Genomic DNA, 21,378 nt, shown 5'->3' with positions numbered 1-21,378 from the left:
GGGGCTCTGAACCCGTGTCACGGGGCGGGCCCCTGGGCTGACGACGCGCCGCCGGGCGCGACCGCCTCGCCCGGTGGCGACGTCGTCCACCGAGGTGACCGGACCGCGCGGGTCCGCCGTCACCGCGGCAGTCCGTTGTCGAGGACGACACCGCCTTCCGGCCGCCCGGCGGCGGACACCGCGCGGCCCGGGCGGGCCGGCCCTCGCGCCCGGGATGCCGGCCCGCGCAGGCGGGGCCGCTTCGAACACCACGGTGCCGACCGTGTCCCGGCCCGCTCCACCCGCCGCCGCACGCTGCGGGGCATCGATCACCGCCTCCAGCTCCTCGGTCACCCGGTCCTGCGTCCGGCGGGGCCCACGACGCACCCGGGCGGTCGGCCGATCCGGCGTCAGCGGGCGCGGTTGCGGACGATGAGGTCGGTGAACGCCCGGGGGGTCACCACCTCGACGTCGGGACCGAGTCCGTCCACCACTGTCCTGATGTCGGACAGGGTCTTGGTCCAGCAGTGCACCAGGACGAGCGTGTAGCCGTCGGCGCTGGTCGGGGCGGCAGGCCGGGAGTTGATGTTCCGGATCAGGTCCTGTTCCTCGGTGAGACCGGCCCACAGCACGTCCCGCTGGGCGATCACGGGCTTGCCGTTCACCCAGCTGATCCGGCCGCTGATCCGGTCGGTGTCGCCGTAGCCGAAGAAGAACAGGGCGTCGATGTTCGGCTGCCGGAGGTAGGCCGACCACACGTCGGTGCGGAAGAAGGCGTCCTGGTCGTCGAGGATCTCGGAGATCCGCATGTCGCCGGCGGCCATGTACGCGTTCAGCCGGTCGGTGAGGAGGGCGAGGTCGCCGGGCGGCATCTTGGCCGGGAAGACGTACCCGGAGCCGCTGGGCCCCGCGATGAAGCAGTCGTTCGCCGCGCCGCGCGAGGCGTTCTCGTAGTACCAGCGCATCGCCGCCGGAGCCAGATCGACCAGGGAGGGACTGATGCCGTAGCCGATGTCGAAGCGGCCGCGGTCGGGGTTGGTGAAGTACTCCTGGAGTCCCCACAGGTTCCAGGCAACGTTGTCGCCGTCGCTGATGACGAACGTCACGTAGTGCTTGTTCCGGGTGGCCGGGGCCGGCTGCGGCTTCTGCCTGAGTCCCTCGGTGCCGTGGACGGCGCTCAGCGCCGAGAGGTTGGGCGCCAGGTCCGACGGAATGGACGTGACGCCGTGCTGGGAGGCCTGCTCGACCATGTCGTACTCGTTGTTGCCGTACCCCATCAGCGCTGCGCCCGGCTTCAGGGCGCTCAGGACCTGCGCACGCCAGTCGGTCACGCCGTCGTAGAACGTGAACGCGTCCGTCATGGCGATGTAGTCGCGCAGGTGGTAGCGGACGGACGGGTTCAGTTCCGCGGCCGTCGTCCGCGAGAACAACCCGCTGTATCGGCCGTAGGCCCACTTCTCCGTGCGGCCGGTGACGTCGACGACCTGGTGGGTGAGGCCCAGGGCCCGGACCTGGGCCTCCTGGGAGACGTCGACGGGGAGAGCGCGCATGGGGCCGCTCAGCGACGAGGCCACGTTGACGGACGGCGGATTGCCGGTCATGTCGTAGAGGACGTAGCCCGCGAGGTACTGCCGGAAGCGCTGCAGCAGGGCGGGCCAGGTCGGGCGGCTGTCGTCGAGCACCACGCCGTACCCGGTGTGCAGGAAATCCTTCCAGACGGCTCCCGGTCCGCCTTCGTCGATGAAGATGTGCTCCGAAGAGGTCCTGGCGACCAGACCCTGGAGCGCTGCCACCAGCACCCGGTCCGGGTCGCTGGTGAGGTTGCCGGACGGGATGACGTCGAGCCTGCGCAGGGCCACACCCTTGGGCAGGGCGATGCCACGCGCGGCGCTCACCGAGCGCGCGTCGACGGCGCCACCGGTACCCGGCACCGCCGCCGTGGCGCTCCCGGGGAGGGCCAGCGGGGCGGCGGCGGCCAGCGCTGTGAGGCCGAAGGTTCTCCTACTGATCACAGGTGCTCACCGATTTCTCTCAGGAGGCCCGGCGGCCGTGCCGGGAACGGGCCCGGTGGAAAAGCGCCTGAGCGATCGGCCGGGAGCCGGGTTCCCGACCATGCGCCAGGCGGAGAGGTGGTCTGCGGCGGCGTACTGCCGCCGCCAACGTGCCGATAACGATCACGTGAACGTTCACGGATGGCCGAACGGCAGTATGCTGCGGTGACCGGGGAGCGTTGTCAATATCCCGCACGGGCCGGAAACGAACGTCGCGGCGGGAGGCGGTCCGGTTAAGGTCTCCACGACAGGACCCAGACAGAGGGCGGTATAGCGCGGTGCCGGGCAAGTACGACGAGCGGCCGGAGCTCGGTTCTCTCCCGGTCGCCAGACGCCGGACGACGATCGACGACGTGGCGAAGCTGGCGGGGGTGTCCCGGCAGACCGTGTCCCGCGCGATCAACGACAAGGGCGAGATCGACCCCGCCACGAAGGAGCGGGTCCTGGAGGCCACACGCACCCTGGGATACCGGCCGAGCCGATTCGCCCAAGGACTGCGGCGGCAGAACGCGATCACCCTCGGCCTTCTCATCTCGGACCTGAGCAATCCGTACTTCGCCGAGGTCGCGGTCGCGGTCCTGGAGGTGGCCGAGGAGCGCGGCTGGCATGTGATCGTGTGCGACTCGCGCAATGACGAGGGGAAGGAGCGGGAGGCGCTCGCCGTGCTCTCCCGGCAGGCCGACGCCATCATCGGCCACTGCGCCGGCGCCGACGACATGCTGGCCCGGCACGCACCGGGGATGCCCCTGGTGCTCCTGGAGCGGGGCGCGGACCAGACGCGCTTCGGGTCGGTGGGCATCGATGTCGCGGCCGGTATGCGGCAGGCGTTCACGCATCTGACGGGCGCCGGGCACCGCCGCATCGGCATGCTCGACGGGTCACCGGACGATCGGCCCAGCATCCGCCGGGAACAGTTCCTGGCCCAGGTGAGGCTGCACGGCCTGCCGGTGGGGCCCGACTGGGTGATCTCCTGCGACCGGCACAGGGTGTCGGCCGGCGAGCGGGGGATGGAGGCGCTGCTGGACGCGCATCCGGAGGTCACGGCCGTGGTCGGCTTCAATGACCTGATCGCGGTCGGCGCCATCCGGACCGCCCGCCGCCGGGGGCTGCGGGTACCGGACGACGTCGCCGTCCTGGGCTTCGACGGCCTCGCGCTGGGGGAACTGGTGGAACCGCCCCTGACCACCCTGAGCATCGACAAGCGGGAGCTGGGACGGCTCGCGGTCGAGCAGGTGGCGGCCCAGCTGAGCGCCGACGAGAAGCCCCCGTACGGGGGCGACGCCTGGGTGCGGCCCGAACTCGTCCTGCGGTCCTCGGCGTGACCTCCGGCCCGGCCGCGCGCGCCTGACGCGTCCTCAGGCCTCGTACCCGCCCCGCCCCGCCCTGTTGACACCGGATCCGGTACGGGGCACGATTCTTCGTTATCGTTCACGTGAACGTTCACGGGTACTGATCCGCACTGGCCGCCCGACGCGACGTCCCGTCCTCGCTCGTTCGCCCCTCGACACCAGGAATCGTGCATGTCGCACCCGTACTACGAAGACACCTCGCCCGGATACGGAGCCAGGCCGGCGCGGGCCGCCCCCTTCAGGACCGACGCGCCCACCGTCGGCCTGAACGGCCTGTGGCGCTTCCACCTCTCTCCCACCGCGGACCTGGCCCCCCACGGGTTCTGGGCGGAAGACTTCGACGACGGCTCCTGGAGTCCGCTGCCGGTGCCCTCCCACTGGCCGCTGCACGGGTACGGCTCCCCCGTCTACACGAACATCGGCTATCCCTTCCCGCTCGACCCGCCACGGGTGCCCGACGAGAACCCCACCGGCGACCACCGGCTCGTCTTCGAACTGGACGAGTCGTGGAGCGGAGAACCGGCGGTGCTGCGGTTCGAGGGGGTGGACTCCTGCGCCCGGGTCTGGCTCAACGGGCGGGAACTGGGCGTCACCCGCGGCAGCCGCCTGCCGGTCGAGTTCGCCGCCGGACCTCATCTGCGGGCCGGACGGAACGTCCTCGCGGTGCGCGTGCACCAGTGGTCGTCCGGCAGCTATCTGGAGGACCAGGACATGTGGTGGCTGCCGGGCATCTTCCGCGAGGTGACGCTGATCCGGCGTCCGCCGGGCGGTGTCGAGGACGTCTTCGTGCACGCCGGCTACGACACCTCGACGGGGCGCGGAACGCTCCGTGTGGACGCTGTGACCCGCGACGGCGCCGAAGCCCGGCTCAGTGTCCCCGAGTTGGGGATCGAGGACGTGCCCGCCGGGCACACCCTCGACGTGCGGGGCGTGGCGCCGTGGACGGCCGAGACGCCCCGGCTCTACGAGGGTGCGCTGGCCACCGGCACCGAACGTGTGACGGTGCGCATCGGCTTCCGTACCGTCGCCGTCGAGGACGGACAGCTCCGGGTCAACGGGCGTCCGCTGCTGCTGCGTGGCGTGAACCGCCACGAGCACCATCCGGACCACGGTCGCGCACTGCCCGCCGGCATCGACCGCGAAGACGTGCTGCTGATGAAGCGGCACAACATCAACGCCGTCCGTACCAGCCACTACCCGCCCCATCCGCGGTTCCTGGACCTGTGCGACGAACTGGGCCTGTGGGTGGTGGTGGAGTGTGATCTGGAGACCCACGGTTTCTCCGCGGCCGACTGGCGTGGCAACCCCGCCGACGCTCCGGAATGGGCCGACGCCTGCATGGACCGGATACGCCGCACGGTGGAGCGCGACAAGAACCACCCGTCCGTCGTGATGTGGTCACTGGGCAACGAGTCCGGCAGCGGACGCAACCTGGACGCGATGGCGGCGTGGGTGCGCGGACGCGATCCGGGGCGGCCCCTGCACGACGAGGGCGACCTAGAGTGCCGGCACAGCGACGTGTACAGCCGGATGTACCTGCCGCACGACGAGGTGGAGGCGATCGGCAGGCACGCCGAGCCCCCGCTGGACGACCCCGCCGCGGACGCCCGGCGGCGCTCGCTGCCGTTCATCCTGTGCGAGTACGCCCACGCCATGGGCAACGGCCCGGGCGGGCTGGTCGAGTACCAGCGGCTGTTCGAGCGGTATCCGCGGCTGCAGGGCGGCTTCGTGTGGGAGTGGATCGACCACGGACTGCGGCAACGGACGCCGGACGGGCGCGAGTTCTTCGCGTACGGCGGCGACTTCGGCGAGCCGTACCACGACGGCACGTTCGTCATCGACGGTCTGGTCTTCCCGGACCGCACACCGTCGCCGGGACTCGCGGAACTGAAGAAGACCGTCGAGCCGGTCGCCATCCGACCCGCCGGGGGCCGCGGGGACGAGAACGGCCGCCGGATACGGATCAACAACCGGTACGACTTCCGCGACCTCTCCCATCTCCGCTTCGAGGCTGCGCTCTCCGCGGACGGACTGCCGGTGGTGGTCAAGGCCCTCCCGGTGCCCCCCGTCGCGGCGGGTGAGTACGCCGAGATCGAACTGCCGGCCCTCCCGCCAGTGGACGGCGAGGGCTGGATCACGATCAGCGCGCTGCTGGCCGAGGACCAGCCCTGGGCCCCGGCCGGCCACGAGGTCGCCTGGGCGCAGGTGCCCCACACATCGCCCCTGACGGAGACGGAACAGCCGACGCGGCGCGGCGCCGGTCCGCGGCTCGCTCCCGCTCCGCGGCGGCGTCCGGGCGGCCGCCTGATGCTCGGTTCCGGCGAGTTCGACGGGCGCTCCGGGCGCCTGGTGCGGCTGGGGGCGATGGACGTCGACGGCCCGGTGCTGGACCTGTGGCGGGCACCGACCTGCAACGACCGCTCGGCCTCCCTGTGGGGCCCGCCGGACGACTCGGCGGTGCGGTGGTGGCGCCAGGCGGGTCTGGACCGGTTGCTGCACCGCGTCGACGAGGTGGCGGACGGTCCGGACGGGTTGCTGGTGCGCGCGCGGGTGGCGGCCGCGGCCCAGGCGTCGGGGATGACGGTCGAGTACCGGTGGGCCCTCGACGCCGATGGATCGGGGCTGGTACTGACCGTCCGGGTCGAGCCGACGGGTGACTGGCGCGGTGGCCTGCCGCGCCTGGGCGTACGCATGGCGGTGCCGGGCCGGCTGCATCAGGTCCGGTGGTTCGGCCTCGGGCCCGGCGAGGCGTATCCGGACAGCCGGGCGGCGGCGCGGGTGGGCCTCTTCTCGTCGACCGTGGACGCTCTGCAGACCCCGTACGTGGTGCCGCAGGAGAACGGGGCCCGGGCGGAGGTCAGATGGGCCGAACTGAGCGGCGGTGACGGCCCCGCGGTGCGTATGGAGTCCGTGGGCCTTCCGCGCTTCTCCCTCACCGCTCGGCGCTGGACCACGGGGGACCTGGAGTCGGCCCGGCACACGACCGACCTGGTTCCCTCCGACCGGCTCTTCCTCCACCTGGACGTCGCCCAGTACGGACTCGGCTCCGCCTCGTGCGGTCCTGGCGTACTGCCGGCCCACCGCCTGGAGGCGGCACCGTCCACCTGGTCGCTGCGGCTGAGCCCTCGCGGGTAGGGCCCCGGGGTCTCGCCGCGTTCGAGCCCCCGTGGGGACCTGCCCACGGGGGCTCGAACGCGGCGGTCCGGGGCCGGGTCACATCTTCATGGCGCCGGCGGCCAGGTCCCGCAGGAAGTGCCGGGCGCCGATGACGAAGACGATGATCAGCGGCACCACGCTCATCAGAGCGCCGGCCATGACGACCGCGTAGTCCTGTCCGTAGACGTTGTTGAGCTGGGCCAGCGCCACCTGCAGGGTGAGGCGGTCCGGGTCGATCATGATGACGAGGGGCCAGATGTAGTCGTTCCACGCGCCGATGAAGGTGAAGATGCCGAGGAACGCCAGGGCGGGCCGGAAGAGCGGCACCGCGATGGTCCAGTACAGGCGGAAGAAGCCGGCGCCGTCGATCCGTCCGGCGTCCAGCAGTTCGTCGGGCAGCGAGTTCTCGGCGTACTGCCGCATCCAGAAGATGCCGAAGGCGTTGGCCGCCCCCGGGACGATCAGGGCCGTGAGGGAGCCCACCCAGCCGAGATGCGCCATGGTGACGAACTGCGGCACCAGGGACAGCTGGGCGGGGATCATGTAGGTGGACAGCAGGATGACGAACAGGAACTTCTTGCCGGGAAACTGGTACTTGGCGAAGGCGAACGCGGCCAGCGAGTCGAAGAACAGCACCAGGGCCGTGCCGGCGAGCGCGACGACAAGCGTGTTGACCAGGGACCCGAAGAAGGCGACGCGGTCCAGCACCGTCGCCATGTTGTTCAGCAGATGGCTGCCGGGGACGAGGACGGGCGGGTAGCGGAAGATCTCGTCGGTGGTGCGGGAGGCCATGACGATCAGCCAGTAGAACGGGAAGACGGAGACGAGCAGGCCCCCCAGCAGCGCGGCGTGCACCGCGAGTCTCCTGGCCCTGCTGCCGGAGCCGATGGCGACGCCGGTACGGCCGGTCGTCCTGGTGTCAGCGGACACGGTTGAACCTCCAGCGCCTCGAGGTGGCAGGGCGGTCCTCGCCGAACCTGGCGACCAGCCGCCAGTTGATGGCGGCGAAGACCGCGACGATGACGAACAGGGCCCAGCCGATCGCCGCGCCGTAGCCGAACTGGTGGTCGCCGAAGGCCTTCTGCCACAGGTAGAGCACGATCGTCATGCCCTCCTGACCGGGGCCTCCGGTGGAGTACCCGTTGCTCGCCTGGAAGAGCACCTGGGACTCGGTGAAGATCTGCAGCCCGTTGATGCTCGAGGTGATGACGGTGAAGAGCACCACCGGCCGCAGCTGCGGGAGAATGACCCGGAAGAGGGTCTGCCAACTGCTCGCCCCGTCGACCCGGGCGGCCTCGTACAGCTCGGAGGGAATGGCCTGCAGTCCGGCGAGGAAGATGAGGGCGTTGTAACCGGTCCACCGCCAAATGATCATGATGGCGAGGGACACCTTGATTCCCCAGGCGGACGTCATCCATCCGAAGTCACCGAGGCCGACCGCCTTCAGCAGGGAGTTGCCGAGCCCCGCCTGAGCGAAGACCGACCCGAACACGATGGTCATCGCGACCATCGAGGTGACGTTGGGGATGAAGTAGGCCACCCGGTACGCCATGCTGTACCGGACCTGCGAGTTCAGCAGGAAGGCGATGACCAGGGCCAGGAACAGCATCGGCACCGTGGACAGGAACCAGATCTCGAACGTATTGAGGATGGACTTCCAGAAGACGCTGTCGTGCAGCAGCCAGTCGTACTGCTGCCAGCCGACGAAGCGCATGTCCCCGATGCCGTCCCAGTCCTGGAAGGACAGGTAGAGCGAGAAGACGACGGGGAACACGCCGAACACGGCGAACAGCACATAGAACGGCGAGATGGCGAGATAGACGGGCAGATTACGCCGTACCGGGCTGTTGAACCGCTTCCCGGCCGTCGCCTGCCCTCGCTGTTTCCCGGCCCGCAGGCTCCTCGGCTCGGTGCTGGGCGCACCGGTGGCTCCGGCCACGGCCATCTCAGCTCACCCCCTTCTGCGAGAGGGTCTTCTCCGCAACGGCCATGGCGTCCCGCCACGCCTTGTCGGGGTTCTTGCCGAGCAGTTCCACGTTGGTCAGCTCCTGGTAGACGGGGGTGGAAGCGGTGCCCTCGTAGGGGCTGAAGTAGACGACGGGTGCCTGCTCGGCGGCTCGTCCGAAGACGTCCACGGGGCGCTGGCCGCCGAAGAACTTGTCGGGCTTGCGCATCGCGGGCTTGTCGTAGACGGCGGGAGTGGTCGGGAACAGGCCCATCTCCTGGTAGGCCGCCAGTTGGTTGGCCGGGTCCAGCAGCCAGGTGACGAACGCGAACGCGCGCTCCGGCTCTCGGCAGTACTTGGGGAGGGCGAGGAAGGAGCCGCCGTAGTTTGCCGCCCCACCGGGCATCCTGGTCACCCGCCAGGCACCGGAGGTCTTGCCGGCGATCTGCTTGATCCCGGCCATCCACCAGACGGCGTTGCAGGCGGAGGCGACACGTCCCTGCGCGTAGGCGGTGTTGGAGTCCGGTGTCCCGTCGTTGGTCTTGGCGCTGAGCTTCTGCCGGAGCGCTTCCACCGCCAGGTCCCAGCAGCGCTTGACGTGCTCCTGGTCTCCGATGAAGCGGTTGTCCCGGTCGACGAACTGCTTCGGGCTCTGCAGCAGGGACATCCGGAAGACGCTCGCGATGTTGCCGACGAGAAAGCTGCCGGGCACCGCGGACCTGAGTTTTCGGCCGACCGCGAAGTAGCCCTCCCAGCTGGAGGCGGTCTGCGCCAGTTCCTCGGGGTCGGAGGGGAGCCCGGCCTTGTCGAAGATGTCCTTGCGGTAGTACAGCGCGGAGGGGCCGCCGTCGATGGGGAAGCCGATCATCCGGCCGGACGGGGCGATGCCGCCCTGCCACTTCCAGTCGAGGTACTGATCCTTGAGGCGGGCCGCGCCGAGGCTGTTCAGATCGAGGAACTGGTCCTCGTTCGGGAAGAAGCTGGCGACATCGGAGTTGAGGGCCGTGATGTCCGGCACGTAGGCACGGGCCGCGAGCCCGGTGAGCAGCTTGCCGTAGATGTCACCCAGCGGGGCGCTCTCCACCTTCAGGCCGGGGACGCCGGGCACCCCCTTGCGGGCGACGGCCAGCAGCCGGTTGCTCAGTGCTCCCGTCCAGTACCAGAGGCTGAGGTGGCCGGTACCGGCGGACACCGAACCGGAGGAGGCGCCGCAGCCCGTGAGACCCAGCAGAGCGGCGCCCGTGCCGCCCAGCGAAGCTGCGAGAAGACCTCTCCTCGACAGAGATGGCTTCATGTTCGAACACTCACTTTGTTCCGGGGCAGGCGCGCGTGGGGCCACGTGGTGCCGGTTGAGGAGGGTCGATCGGCTGTGGCCGGGCCCTGCGGGGGCGAGTACGGGGAAGGCCGGCGGGGGCACCGCCGGGGGCCGGCTGTGCTGTACATGACGCTGTCCGTGAACGTTCACGTGAACGTTGCCGAGGAGTATGCGCGCGCCTCAAAGTGGGTGTCAACAAAGAGGACGCAAGCGATGGGGGCTCCGCAGGTGCCAGGCCGGCAGGAGGGCGGCCAGGCCCAGACCGGCCAGCAGCGGCTGGAGCGCCACGACCTCGACCAGCCCCGCACCCACCGCCAGCCCGACCGCCGTGGGTGCGAAGAGCAGGGTCTGGGCGGTCCCGGCCACCCGCCCGAGCAGCAACCCGGGCGTCTCCCGCTGCACCACCGTGAGCGCCGCGACGAGCACGCACGGAAGCCCCGCCCCCAGCACCGCACCGGCCCCCAGGGCCACCGCGTCGGACGGCACCGCCCGCACTCCCACCGCGACCGCCGTGAGCGCGATCCCGTACAACGCGAACCGCCGTTCGCCGAGGCGCCGCATCAGCGGACCGGAGAGCAGCCCGACCGCCACCGAGCCGGCGCCCTGGGCGACGTACAGCACACCGGAGTAGGTGGGGGAGTGCCCGAGGGAGTCCACGACGGCGTAGGCCGTGGCACCGTTGACGCCCGAGAGGAACATGGTGGCGCCGCCCGCCAGGACCAGGGAGCGCAGGGGCCGGTGCGACCACAGGAAGCGGGCACCCTCGGCGGTCCGCGCCCGCCACCCCGCGGCAGGCGGCTGCGGCTCGGACTCCTTGACGCGCAGGCACCCGTACAGGGCCGCGGCCAGCACGAACGTCACCGCGTCCAGCAGCGCCACGCCCGCGCCGCCGCAGGCCGCGTAGATCCCCGCCCCGGCCAGTGGGGCCACCAGCTTCATGCCCTCGTTGACGGTCATCCGCAGGCCGTTGAAGTCGCCGAGCAGAGACGGGTCCACCGCCGTGGCCACCAGCGCCGCCTCCGCCGCGTCGTGGACGACACCCGCCGCGCCGTACACGAGCAGGACCGCGAGGAGCAGCCACAGGCCTGCCGCCGAGTCGACGGCGAGGAGGGAGGCCAGGAGCGCCGCCAGGGCGATGTTCGTCGAGATCAGGAGCGGCTTGCGGCGGACGCGGTCGGCGAGGGCCCCGAGGAGGGGGCCGCACAGGGTCGGCGCCCACATGGCCAGCATCGAGAGGGCGGCCAGGCCGTTCGACCCGGTGAGGTCCTTGACCCAGATGCCGGACGCCAGCCACAGCGCGGACGTGCCGAAGCCGGAGACCAGGACCGCGGTCAGGTAGAGCGCCGCGTTGCGGTCCCCCAGGACGCGCACCAGGGCCCACCTGCGCCAGGTCGCCCGCGTCGCCCGTGTTGTTGTGGTCGTCATGCCTGGTCATCGTGGTTCTAAGGCCCCGGCGTCAGGATCGGTCAGGCGCCGTAGAAACGGCGGGCCGGGTGCGTGGGGCGATGAGTTTCGCGTACGGCGGGGGTCCTCACCGGCGAAGGAAGGAAACGAAGGACAGGAGCAGGCTGATGACCGAGACGACGACGCTCGACCTCGGACCGCAGACCCGGATCGTCGCGCGCCTCGCGGAGGCCGTGACCGACGAGCAGCTCGCCGCCCCCACACCGTGCCCGCAGTACGCCCTGCGCCATCTGCTGGGCCACCTGGTCGGGCTCGCCGTCGCCTTCCGGGACGCCGGCCGCAAGGAGCTGGGCGTCACGACGGACACGAGCCCGGACGCCACCGTGCCGGACGTGGAGCCCGGCTGGCGCGAGACCCTGCCCACGGTCCTCGACGAGTTGGCCGAGGCCTGGCGCGACCCCGCTGCCCGGACGGGCGAGACCAGGGCGGGCGGAGTGACCCTGCCGGGTCCGGTCGCCGCTGCCGTGGCCGTCGACGAACTCGTCGTCCACGGCTGGGACCTCGCCCGCGCCACCGGCCAGGACTACGAGCCCGACCCGGACGCCCTGGAAGCGGCGCACCGCTTCCTCCTCGCCGCGGCCGACGACCCGACCCGGGGCGGCGGCATCTTCGGCCCGGTCGTGCCCGTACCGGACGACGCGCCCCTCCTCGACCGCGTGATCGGGCTGAGCGGACGGGATCCCGGCTGGCGGCCCCCGCGAGACGGTCACCGATCCCACGGGCGCGCCGGTTCGTGACCCGGACCACGCCTGGGCCCTGGTACCGCGACGGACGAGGCTCTCTGCGGGCGCTCGCCGCACGCGGGGAGACTCATCGGCAGACCAGCCGCTTCGACGAGGCCGTCGCCGACTTCACCTGCTCTGGCGAGGACGCCCCGGCGTTCGCGCCGAGCCCGATGATCCCGACCTGCTGTTCGAGAAGGCCATGCTGGACACGGTGACCTCGGGACTGGCGGCGTGTCGGGAGCGTGGACCGATCTGCTGTCCGGCCCTGCCGAATCGCCGGACGACGACGCCACCAGGTTCTTCGGGCTGTTCCGGGTGCTCCCCCTCGGCCCGGAGGACACGGTGGAGGAGGCGACTGAGGTATTCCTCGCCGACGGCCCGGACTACGACGCCGTCACGGGCCTGCTCCACTACCTGGCCGAGCTCTCCGGCAGCGGCGGTGAACTCGCCGAGCGTGCGGAGCGGTGCCGTCGACTCGTCGTGGCCCGTACCACTGCCTGAGCAGCCGGTGCCCACCGCTGCCGGCCGCCCGCCTTAACGGATGATTATGGGAGCCGCGAACCACGGACGCGGCACGCGGGGCGGCCGTACGCTCACCGCATGCCCCTGAGCCTCACTGTCCTCGGCACCGCGTCCCCTCACCCCGGACCGCGGCGCCCGTGCTCCGGTTATCTGCTGCGCGGCGGGGGCGCCGAAGTGTGGGTGGACGCGGGGTTCGGCACGTTCGCCGAGTTGCAGCGGCACACGGACCCGACGCGCCTCACCGCGATCTGGATCTCCCATCTGCACGCGGACCACAGCGCCGATCTGCTGGCCGCCGCGTACGGGTTCGCGTTCGGCGGGCTCACGCTGCCCGCGCCGATCCCCCTCTATGCGCCAGGTGACGTCGGACAGCAGCTCGCGGGGTTCTTCGGGGAGTCGGACCCGGCGTTCCTGCGCGGCGTGTTCGACATCCGCCCCCTGTACGACGGCCATGCGGTGCGGCACTGGAACCTCACTCTGGGCGCACGTGCGGTGAGCCACGACACCGAGACGTACGGGCTGCGCGCCGAGTGCCAGGGGAAGGTCCTGGCGTACTCGGGGGACACCGGACCGTGCGACGCGCTCGCCGACCTCGCCGGCGGCGCCGACCTGTTCCTGTGCGAGGCGGACATCGACCAGTATCGCGAAGGCGAACGGCGCGTGCACCTCACTCCCGAGGACACGGGGGCCTACGCGAAGGGCGCGGGCAGGCTCCTCGTCACCCATGTCGGCCCCACGCTCACCCGCGAGTCGGCGGCCGAGCGGGCCGCCGCGGTGTTCGGCGGACCGACCGAGTGCGCGCGCGAGGGCATCACCACGGTCGTGTAGGCAGCCCGAAAACGCGAGGTCAAAGGGTCAGGAGACCGCGAGGCCGGCACAGAACCGGACTGGGGTCCTCCGCACGTCACCTCAACTACCTTCGCCAGAAGCATTGACGAAACACAGGGCCCCTCCTACCTTCAACGCGTCGTACTTCGTACGTCATATATGAGACGCGATATGTGATCCGATCCCGAGATCCGTGAGATCCGAGAGGCGCGCATGACCTCTGTGCCCACCCCGATCCCGTCCCGCACGCAGTTCGTGCTGGAGGGGATCAAACACCGCATCCTCACCGGGCAGCTGACGCCGGGCCAGGCGCTCGTCGAGACCGAGCTCGCCGCGCAGTTCGGGGTCTCCAAGACGCCCGTGCGCGAGGCCCTGAAGACCCTGGCCGGTACGGGACTCGTCGTGATGAGCCAGTACAAGGGCGTCACGGTGCGCATGGTGGACGCGGACATGGCACGCGAGGTGTACGACGTACGGCTGCTCCTGGAACCGGAGGCCCTGCGGCGGTCCGTACGGCGGGGGGCCGGGCTGGAAGCGGCGCAGGACGCGCTCGCCCGCTCCGACCAGGCGGTGGACACGGCCGAACGCTCCCTGGCCAACCGGGAGTTCCACCGTGCTCTCTACACCTCCTGCGGCAACCCGCTCCTCGGCCGGATGCTCGACGAGGTACGGGACCAGGCCGCGCTCGTCTCCGCGGTCGCCTGGGCCGCCAACCCCTCCTGGGAGCGGGAGGCCACCGAGCACCGCGAGATCCTGCGGCTCGCCCTCGACGGTGACGCCGACGGGGCCGCCGCCGCCCTCCACGCGCACATCGCGTCGTTCGTCCAGCGGGCCTTCCCCGAGGTCCACGAAGAGGAAGGCCATCAGTGAGCAGCGTGACGTACGAGACCCAGCGGGCGGCCCTGGCCGACGTCGTGGCGATCCCGGTGACCCCGTTCGCCGAGGACGGCACCGTCGACCGGGACACCCACCGGGCCCTGCTGCGTCGGCTGCTCGACGGCGGGATCAGGACCCTCACGCCGAACGGCAACACCGGTGAGTTCTACGCCCTGACCCCCGAGGAGCGGAAGCTCGTCACCGAGCTGACCATGGACGAGGCCGGCGACCGGGGGGTCGTCCTCGTCGGGGTCGGACACGACGTGCCCACCGCCGTGGCCTCCGCCCGGCACGCCCGCGAGGCCGGCGCCCAGATGGTGATGGTCCACCAGCCCGTCCACCCGTACGTGTCGGACGCCGGCTGGGTCGACTACCACCGCGCCATCGCCGAGGCCGTGCCCGAACTGGGCGTCGTCCCGTACCTGCGCAACGCGCTGCTGCCGGGCGCCCGGCTCGCCGAACTCGCGGACGCCTGCCCGAACGTCATCGGCGTGAAGTACGCCGTGCCGGACGCCGCCCGGTTCGCCGCCTTCGCGCGGGACGCGGGGCTCGACCGCTTCGTGTGGGTGGCCGGCCTCGCCGAGCCGTACGCGCCCTCGTACTTCTCGGCGGGCGCCACCGGCTTCACCTCGGGGCTCGTGAACGTCGCCCCGGCCGTCTCGCTGAACATGATCGAAGCGCTTCGCTCGGCGGACTACCCGGCCGCCATGAAGGTCTGGGAGCAGATCCGCCGCTTCGAGGAGCTGCGCGCCGCCAACGGCTCCGCCAACAACGTGACCGTGGTCAAGGAGGCCCTCGCCTCGCTCGGCCTGTGCCGCCGCGACGTCCGGCCGCCGAGCAGGGCACTGCCCGAGGACGAGCGCGCCGAGGTCGCCGCCATCGCCGCAGGGTGGTCCGTATGACGAACCCGGAGAAGAACACCGAGAACGACGAGAACGAGAACGCCGAGAACGCCGAGAACGCCGAGAACGCCGAGAACGCCGAGAACGCCGAGAACGCCGAGAAGCGTCCCGAGGAGTACCGCAGCCACCAGTGGTACGGCACCGACGGCCTGCGCTCCTTCAGCCACCGCGCCCGCACCCGCCAGCTCGGCTATCTGCCCGAGGAGCACCTGGGCAAGCCGGTCATCGCGATCCTCAACACCTGGTCCGACATCAACCCCTGTCATGTACACCTCCGTGATCGCGCCCAGGCGGTCAAGCGGGGTGTGTGGCAGGCCGGAGGCTTCCCGCTGGAGTTCCCGGTGTCGACGCTGAGCGAGACCTTCCAGAAGCCGACCCCGATGCTCTACCGCAACATGCTCGCCATGGAGACCGAGGAGCTCCTGCGGTCGTACCCGGTGGACGGCGCCGTGCTGATGGGCGGGTGCGACAAGTCCACGCCCGCGCTGCTCATGGGGGCCGCGTCCGTCGACCTGCCGACCGTGTTCGTGCCCGCCGGGCCCATGCTGCCGGGGCACTGGCGCAACGAGGTCCTCGGCTCCGGCACCGACATGTGGAAGTACTGGGACGACAAGCGCGCCGGGCTCATCGGCGACTGCGAGATGCAGGAACTGGAGAGCGGGCTCGCGCGGTCGCCGGGCCACTGCATGACGATGGGTACGGCGTCCACGCTCACCGCCGCCGCCGAGGCGCTGGGGGTCACCGTCCCGGGCGCGTCCAGCATCCCCGCCGTGGACTCCGGACACGACCGGATGGCCGCCGCATCAGGGCTCCGGATCGTCGAACTCGTCCGCAGGGACCGCAAGTTGTCGCAGATCCTCACCGCGGAGGCCTTCGCGGACGCGGTGACGACCGTCCTCGGCCTCGGCGGCTCCACCAACGCCGTCATCCACCTGATCGCCATGGCGGGCCGCGCCGGCGTCCGGCTCACGCTGGACGACTTCGACCGCATCGCGCGCACGGTGCCGGTGCTGGCCAACGTCCGGCCGGGCGGACAGACGTACCTGATGGAGGACTTCCACTTCGCGGGCGGGCTCCCCGGGTTCCTGTCCCGGATCACCGACCTCCTCCACCTGGACCGGCCGACGGTGTCGTACGACACGATGCGCGAGCAGCTCGACGGCGCGCTCGTCCACAACGACGCCGTCATCCGCACCCGGGAGAACCCGGTCGCGAAGGAGGGCGGAGTCGCGGTGCTGCGCGGAAACCTCTGCCCCGACGGCGCGGTCATCAAGCACATCGCCGCCGAGCCGCACCTGCTCAAGCACACCGGTCCCGCGGTCGTGTTCGACGACTACAGGACGATGCAGCGGACGATCAACGACCCGTCCCTGGGCATCACCGCGGACAGCGTGCTGGTGCTGCGCAACTGCGGCCCCAAGGGCGGCCCGGGCATGCCCGAGTACGGCATGCTGCCCATCCCCGACCACCTGCTGAAGCAGGGCGTCCGGGACATGGTGCGGATCTCAGACGCCCGGATGAGCGGCACGAGTTACGGCGCGTGCGTGCTGCACGTGGCGCCCGAGTCGTACGTCGGCGGGCCGCTCGCCCTGGTACGGACGGGCGACCTGATCACCCTCGACGTCGAGGCGCGCACCCTCCACCTCGACGTGGACGACGAGGAACTTCAGCGCCGCAGGGCCGCGTGGACGCCGCCGCCCGAGCGGTACGAGCGCGGCTACGGCGCGCTCTACAACGAGCAGATCACGCAGGCCGACACCGGCTGCGACTTCGAGTTCCTGGCCAGGCCGGGCAAGGTGCCGGACCCGTACGCGGGCTGAGCCACAGCACTTCAGCACAGCGCCACCGCACCACAGCGCCACCTCAGCACAGCGCCACAGGGCCGTCGTTCCTCACGGTCCGGACCTCGCACACCGTACGTGAAAGCGCTTGCCAGGCAAGTCGCAGAACGGAGAGACAGTCATGGCCCAAGCCGCAGCCGTGGCGAAACAGCCCGCGCCACCCCGGCGGCGCCGCGGATCAGCCACGCCGCGCAGGCTCCCGTACCTGCTGATCGCGCCGGCGGGCCTGCTGATGCTCGGCTTCATCGCCTACCCGGTCATCAGCGTCTTCTACTACAGCCTGCAGAACTACAACCCCACCAAGCCCTGGCGGGACGGGTACGCGGGCTTCGACAACTTCGTCCAGATCTTCACGAAGGACCCGCAGTTCTGGGACACGCTGGTCTTCAGCGCCAAGTGGGTCGTGGTCGAGGTCGGGTTGCAGCTGCTGTTCGGCCTGGCGCTCGCGCTGATCGTCAACCAGAGCTTCGTGGGCCGGGCGCTGGGCCGCGCGATGGTGTTCTCCCCGTGGGCCGTCTCCGGTGTGCTGACCTCCGCGATCTGGGTGCTGCTCTACAACTCCCAGACGGGCATCACCCGTTACCTCGCGGACATGGGCGTCGGTGACTACGGCGTCAGCTGGCTCTCCGACACCTCCACCGTCTTCCCCGCCGCGATCGTCGCCGACCTGTGGCGCGGTGTGCCCTTCTTCGCGATCCTCATCCTCGCCGACCTCCAGTCCGTCTCGAAGGACCTCTACGAGGCCGCCGAGGTCGACGGCGCGAGCCGCGTCCGGCAGTTCGTCCACATCACGCTGCCCCACCTGAAGGACGCGATCATCCTGTCCACGCTGCTGCGCGCCGTGTGGGAGTTCAACAACGTCGACCTGCTCTACACCCTGACCGGAGGCGGACCGGCGGGGGCGACGACCACCCTCCCGCTGTACATCGCCAACACCTCCGTCGACGCGCACAACTTCGGCTACGCCTCCGCCCTGACCACGGTCGCGTTCGTGATTCTGCTCTTCTGCTCGATGGTCTACCTGCGGCTCAGCAAGTTCGGAGGCGACGACAAGTGATCACCCAGGACGCCGAGAAGACCGCCCCGGTGACGCCCGCCCCCGCCGCCGAGGAACCCCCGCGCCGGCCGAGGAAGGCCCGGCGCGCCTGGGACGAGGTCCCGCGCTGGCAGATCTACCTGCCGCTGTCGATCTACCTGCTCTTCACGATCGTCCCCTTCTACTGGATCCTGCTGTTCGCGCTGCGCGAGCCCGGCTCCACCTCGCTCGTGCCGTGGCCCATCACGTTCGAGCACTTCGAGAAGGTGTGGACCGAGCGGGCCTTCGGCACCTACTTCCAGAACAGCGTCCTGGTGGGTGTCGCGACGCTGTTCATGACCACGGTCGTCGCCCTCACCGGCGGGTACGCCCTGGCCCGCTTCAACTTCAGGATCAAGCGCGCGTTCATGCTGGCGCTGCTGTGCTCCCAGTTCGTGCCGGGCGCGCTGCTGCTGGTGCCGCTGTTCCAGATCTTCGCCGAGATGCGGATGATCAACTCCCTCGGCAGCGTCATCATCGCCGAGACCGTCTTCCAGCTGCCGCTGTCGATGATCCTGATCAGCGGGTTCATCAGAAACGTGCCGTACTCCCTGGAGGAGGCCGCCTGGGTCGACGGCTGCAACCGGTTCAGCGGCTTCCGGGTGGTCGTGCTGCCGCTGCTGCGGCCCGGCCTGATCGCCGTCGGCTCCTTCGCCTTCGTGCACTCCTGGAACCACTTCCTGTTCGCGCTGATGTTCCTCTCCAACCAGGAGAAGCAGACCATCCCCGTCGGCCTGAACACCCTGCTCAGCGCCGACAGCGTCGACCTGGGCGCGCTCGCCGCCGGCGGCATCATCGCCGCCGTACCCGTGGTGATCGTGTTCGCCTTCATCCAGAAGTGGCTGATCACCGGCTTCAGCGCGGGGGCGGTCAAGGGATGAGAAGACATCTTCAACCGGCCGCCGTGGCCGGACTGCTGGGGCTGGTGCTCAGCACCCCCGCCGGGGCCGAGCCCCGCGACATCAGCCGCGACACGCTCGCCGCGGACGACGGCTGGGCCGCGGCCGACGGTGGGACCACGGGGGGTTCCACCGCCGACGACGCCCACGTCTTCACCGTGCGCGACCGGAGCGAGCTGGTCCGCGCGCTCGACGGGGGCAGCGCCACCCCGAAGATCATCCGGATCGCCGGCACGATCGACGCCAACACCACCGACGACGGCGACAGGCTCGACTGCGACGACTACGCGACCGACGGCTACGACCTCAAGAAGTACCTCGCCGCGTACGACCCGCGCACCTGGGGTTCCGCCAGGCCCAGCGGGCCGCAGGAGGACGCCCGGCAGGCCTCGGCGGCCAAGCAGGCGGAACGGGTCGAGCTGGCCGTCGGGTCCAACACGACCATCGTGGGGCTCGGCGACAAGGCCGTCCTCATGGGCGCCGGCCTCCAGCTCAGGGGCGCGGACAACGTGATCGTCCGCAACCTCGAACTCCGCGACGCCTACGACTGCTTCCCCGTCTGGCAGCCCAACACCGGCGGCCTCGGCGACTGGAAGACGGCGTACGACAGCATCTGGCTGCGCGGCGCCACCCACGTGTGGATCGACCACGTCACAGCGTCCGACAAGGGCCACCCCGACGAGGACGAGCCCACCTACTACGGCCGCAACCACCTGCGCCACGACGGTCTGCTGGACATCACGAACGGCTCCGACCTGGTGACCGTGTCGTGGAGCCGGTTCGCCGACCACGACAAGGCGATGCTCATCGGCAACGGCGACACCGCCACCGGCGACCGCGGCAAACTGCGCGTCACCCTGCACCACAACGAGTTCGAGGGCGTCGTACAGCGCGCGCCGCGCGTCCGTTTCGGGCAGGTCCACGTCTACAACAACCGCTATGTCGTTCCTGAGGACGTGCACGACTACCGCTACTCGATCGGCGTGTCCACGGAGTCCGCCGTGTACGCCGAGAACAACGCCTTCACCACGCCCGGACACATCGAGGTCGCCGACCTCGTCAAGAGCTGGAACGGCACCGCCTTCCACGCCACCGGCAGCCTCTTCAACGGCTACCCCGTCGACCTGCTGACCATCTACAACGCGTACAACTCCGGCAGCGAACGCGACCTGACCGCCGACGTCGGCTGGACGCCCACGCTGCACGGGGAGATCGACAGCGCCCGGCAGGCGGACCGCGAGGTCGCCCGCGGCGCGGGCGCCGGGAGGATCCGATGACCACTGCGACCTCGAAGGGCTCCCACGCCCTCCCGCTGCCCGTCGTCCTGGCGGGAGCCCGCGGCCACGGCCGCTGGCACCTGGCCAACATCCGCCGCCTGGCGGACAAGGGCGTCGTCCGGCTCGCCGGGGTCTGCGAGCTGACCCCGCTCACCGCCGAGGAACTGGACGGCCTCGGCACGCCCGAGCAGTCCGACGACTTCGGCGCCCTGCTCGACTCCACCGGCGCCGCCGTCGCCGTGATCTGCACGCCCATCCCCACCCACACCGACCTCGCGCTCACCGCGGCCGAGCGGGGCGTCCACCTCCTGCTGGAGAAGCCGCCCGCGCCGTCGTACGCCGAGTTCCGCCGTATGGCCGACGGGGTCGCCGCTGCCGGGGTGGCCTGCCAGATCGGCTTCCAGTCGCTCGGCTCGCACGCCCTGCCCGCGATCCGCGAACTGGTCGCCGACGGCACCCTCGGCGAGATCACCGGCATCGGCGGGGCCGGGGCATGGGCACGCGACGAGGCCTACTACCGGCGGGCACCCTGGGCGGGCAAGCGCCGCATGAACGGCGTCGACGTCCTCGACGGCGCCCTCACCAACCCCCTCGCGCACGCCGTCGCCACCGGCCTCGCGCTCGCCGGGGCCACCCGCGCCGAGGACGTCACCGGCATCGAGACCGAGCTGCTGCGCGCCAACGAGATCGAGTCCGACGACACCTCGTGCGTGCGGGTCACCACGGCCGGCGGCGGGCGCGTCACCGTCGCCGCCACGCTGTGCGCCGAGCACCCCGACGAGCCGTACGTCCTCGTGCACGGCACCAGCGGCCGGATCACCTTCTGGTACAAGCAGGACCGCGTGCTGGTCCAGCGGGCCGGGCACGGCCCCGAGGAGATCGAGTACGGCCGCACGGACCTGCTGGAGAACCTCGTCGGCCACCTCGTCGACGGCGACGAACTGCTGGTCGCGCCCGACGGGACGGGCGCCTTCATGAAGGTCGTTGAAGCGATTCGACGGGCACCCGACCCCGCCCCACTGCCCGCCGAGGCGTGGCACCTCCTGCCCGAGGAGAACCGCCGCGTCGTCCACGGTATCGACGGCCTGGTCGCCTCGGCCGCCGACACCCTCGCCCTCTACTCCGAGCTGGGCGCCCCCTGGGCCCTCCCACAGCCTCCGCGAAAGAGGTGAGC

Annotated in this window: 17 protein-coding genes; 12 read left to right on the top strand and 5 right to left on the bottom strand. The window is 70.9% G+C overall.

Annotation, left to right across the window (positions count from 1 at the left end; genetic code table 11):
• Positions 1 to 389: 389 nt before the first annotated feature.
• On the bottom strand, positions 390 to 1,991 hold the full coding sequence (locus tag ACZ49J_RS11000; RefSeq protein WP_467451152.1) for a GxGYxYP domain-containing protein: 1,602 nt from the start codon (positions 1,989 to 1,991) through the stop codon (positions 390 to 392).
• A 317-nt stretch (positions 1,992 to 2,308) separates the two neighbouring features.
• Between ACZ49J_RS11000 and ACZ49J_RS10995 the strand changes: the two genes are divergently transcribed.
• Positions 2,309 to 3,352 (top strand): LacI family DNA-binding transcriptional regulator, encoded by a 1,044-nt coding sequence (locus ACZ49J_RS10995; RefSeq protein WP_467451150.1) that lies wholly within the window; start codon positions 2,309 to 2,311, stop codon positions 3,350 to 3,352.
• Positions 3,353 to 3,550: 198 nt separating this feature from the next.
• Positions 3,551 to 6,514, top strand: coding sequence for a glycoside hydrolase family 2 TIM barrel-domain containing protein (locus ACZ49J_RS10990; protein ID WP_467451149.1), 2,964 nt, complete (start codon positions 3,551 to 3,553; stop codon positions 6,512 to 6,514).
• 78 nt (positions 6,515 to 6,592) lie between these two features.
• Here ACZ49J_RS10990 and ACZ49J_RS10985 read toward each other — a convergent pair whose 3' ends face one another.
• The 4 genes from ACZ49J_RS10985 to ACZ49J_RS10970 form a co-directional block, all read right to left on the bottom strand.
• Entirely contained in the window at positions 6,593 to 7,465 is an 873-nt protein-coding gene (locus ACZ49J_RS10985; protein WP_467451147.1) for a carbohydrate ABC transporter permease, read from the bottom strand.
• A complete protein-coding gene (locus ACZ49J_RS10980) occupies positions 7,455 to 8,480 on the bottom strand; it encodes a carbohydrate ABC transporter permease (protein ID WP_467451145.1) in 1,026 nt (341 codons plus the stop codon). Before ACZ49J_RS10980 ends, ACZ49J_RS10985 begins: the two co-directional genes overlap by 11 nt.
• A gap of 1 nt (position 8,481) precedes the next feature.
• Complete coding sequence (locus ACZ49J_RS10975; RefSeq protein WP_467451143.1) at positions 8,482 to 9,774, bottom strand: ABC transporter substrate-binding protein; 1,293 nt, start codon at positions 9,772 to 9,774, stop codon at positions 8,482 to 8,484.
• 213 nt (positions 9,775 to 9,987) lie between these two features.
• A complete protein-coding gene (locus ACZ49J_RS10970) occupies positions 9,988 to 11,220 on the bottom strand; it encodes an MFS transporter (RefSeq protein ID WP_467451141.1) in 1,233 nt (410 codons plus the stop codon).
• A 146-nt stretch (positions 11,221 to 11,366) separates the two neighbouring features.
• Here ACZ49J_RS10970 and ACZ49J_RS10965 point away from each other — a divergent pair, with 146 nt between their 5' ends.
• From ACZ49J_RS10965 to ACZ49J_RS10920, 10 genes are all read left to right on the top strand, one after another.
• Positions 11,367 to 11,996, top strand: a complete 630-nt coding sequence (locus ACZ49J_RS10965) for a TIGR03086 family metal-binding protein (RefSeq protein WP_467451140.1) — start codon at positions 11,367 to 11,369, stop codon at positions 11,994 to 11,996.
• Between the two features lie 219 nt (positions 11,997 to 12,215).
• Positions 12,216 to 12,485, top strand: a complete 270-nt coding sequence (locus tag ACZ49J_RS10960) for a hypothetical protein (RefSeq protein WP_467451138.1) — start codon at positions 12,216 to 12,218, stop codon at positions 12,483 to 12,485.
• 99 nt (positions 12,486 to 12,584) lie between these two features.
• Complete coding sequence (locus tag ACZ49J_RS10955; RefSeq protein ID WP_467451136.1) at positions 12,585 to 13,334, top strand: MBL fold metallo-hydrolase; 750 nt, start codon at positions 12,585 to 12,587, stop codon at positions 13,332 to 13,334.
• 213 nt (positions 13,335 to 13,547) lie between these two features.
• Entirely contained in the window at positions 13,548 to 14,204 is a 657-nt protein-coding gene (locus ACZ49J_RS10950) for a GntR family transcriptional regulator (RefSeq protein ID WP_467451135.1), read from the top strand.
• Complete coding sequence (locus tag ACZ49J_RS10945) at positions 14,201 to 15,112, top strand: dihydrodipicolinate synthase family protein (RefSeq protein WP_467451134.1); 912 nt, start codon at positions 14,201 to 14,203, stop codon at positions 15,110 to 15,112. Before ACZ49J_RS10950 ends, ACZ49J_RS10945 begins: the two co-directional genes overlap by 4 nt.
• On the top strand, positions 15,109 to 16,932 hold the full coding sequence (gene araD, locus ACZ49J_RS10940; RefSeq protein ID WP_467451132.1) for an L-arabinonate dehydratase: 1,824 nt from the start codon (positions 15,109 to 15,111) through the stop codon (positions 16,930 to 16,932). The genes ACZ49J_RS10945 and araD overlap by 4 nt, the downstream gene beginning before the upstream one ends.
• A gap of 142 nt (positions 16,933 to 17,074) precedes the next feature.
• On the top strand, positions 17,075 to 18,010 hold the full coding sequence (locus tag ACZ49J_RS10935) for a carbohydrate ABC transporter permease (protein ID WP_467451131.1): 936 nt from the start codon (positions 17,075 to 17,077) through the stop codon (positions 18,008 to 18,010).
• Positions 18,007 to 18,909, top strand: a complete 903-nt coding sequence (locus tag ACZ49J_RS10930) for a carbohydrate ABC transporter permease (protein WP_467451130.1) — start codon at positions 18,007 to 18,009, stop codon at positions 18,907 to 18,909. Before ACZ49J_RS10935 ends, ACZ49J_RS10930 begins: the two co-directional genes overlap by 4 nt.
• Complete coding sequence (locus tag ACZ49J_RS10925; RefSeq protein WP_467451128.1) at positions 18,906 to 20,204, top strand: pectate lyase family protein; 1,299 nt, start codon at positions 18,906 to 18,908, stop codon at positions 20,202 to 20,204. The genes ACZ49J_RS10930 and ACZ49J_RS10925 overlap by 4 nt, the downstream gene beginning before the upstream one ends.
• Positions 20,201 to 21,376: a Gfo/Idh/MocA family protein gene (locus ACZ49J_RS10920; RefSeq protein WP_467451126.1), complete on the top strand. Its 1,176-nt coding sequence runs from the start codon at positions 20,201 to 20,203 to the stop codon at positions 21,374 to 21,376. The genes ACZ49J_RS10925 and ACZ49J_RS10920 overlap by 4 nt, the downstream gene beginning before the upstream one ends.
• Positions 21,377 to 21,378: the final 2 nt, after the last annotated feature.

It is taken from the genome of Streptomyces sp. NPDC030840, assembly GCF_055572015.1.
Note: the sequence above shows the minus strand (reverse complement) of the source record. Positions and strands in the feature narration are given on the sequence as shown.

What these genes read in the sequence shown, in the direction of transcription:
- ACZ49J_RS10920 (WP_467451126.1), top strand. Translation starts at nt 20,201, where the DNA reads ATGACCACTGCGACCTCGAAGGGCTCCCACGCCCTCCCGCTGCCCGTC.
- ACZ49J_RS10950 (WP_467451135.1), top strand. Translation starts at nt 13,548, where the DNA reads ATGACCTCTGTGCCCACCCCGATCCCGTCCCGCACGCAGTTCGTGCTG.
- ACZ49J_RS10955 (WP_467451136.1), top strand. Translation starts at nt 12,585, where the DNA reads ATGCCCCTGAGCCTCACTGTCCTCGGCACCGCGTCCCCTCACCCCGGA.
- ACZ49J_RS10970 (WP_467451141.1), bottom strand. Translation starts at nt 11,220, where the DNA reads ATGACGACCACAACAACACGGGCGACGCGGGCGACCTGGCGCAGGTGG.
- ACZ49J_RS10990 (WP_467451149.1), top strand. Translation starts at nt 3,551, where the DNA reads ATGTCGCACCCGTACTACGAAGACACCTCGCCCGGATACGGAGCCAGG.
- ACZ49J_RS10965 (WP_467451140.1), top strand. Translation starts at nt 11,367, where the DNA reads ATGACCGAGACGACGACGCTCGACCTCGGACCGCAGACCCGGATCGTC.
- ACZ49J_RS10980 (WP_467451145.1), bottom strand. Translation starts at nt 8,480, where the DNA reads ATGGCCGTGGCCGGAGCCACCGGTGCGCCCAGCACCGAGCCGAGGAGC.
- ACZ49J_RS10935 (WP_467451131.1), top strand. Translation starts at nt 17,075, where the DNA reads ATGGCCCAAGCCGCAGCCGTGGCGAAACAGCCCGCGCCACCCCGGCGG.
- ACZ49J_RS10925 (WP_467451128.1), top strand. Translation starts at nt 18,906, where the DNA reads ATGAGAAGACATCTTCAACCGGCCGCCGTGGCCGGACTGCTGGGGCTG.
- ACZ49J_RS10975 (WP_467451143.1), bottom strand. Translation starts at nt 9,774, where the DNA reads ATGAAGCCATCTCTGTCGAGGAGAGGTCTTCTCGCAGCTTCGCTGGGC.
- araD (WP_467451132.1), top strand. Translation starts at nt 15,109, where the DNA reads ATGACGAACCCGGAGAAGAACACCGAGAACGACGAGAACGAGAACGCC.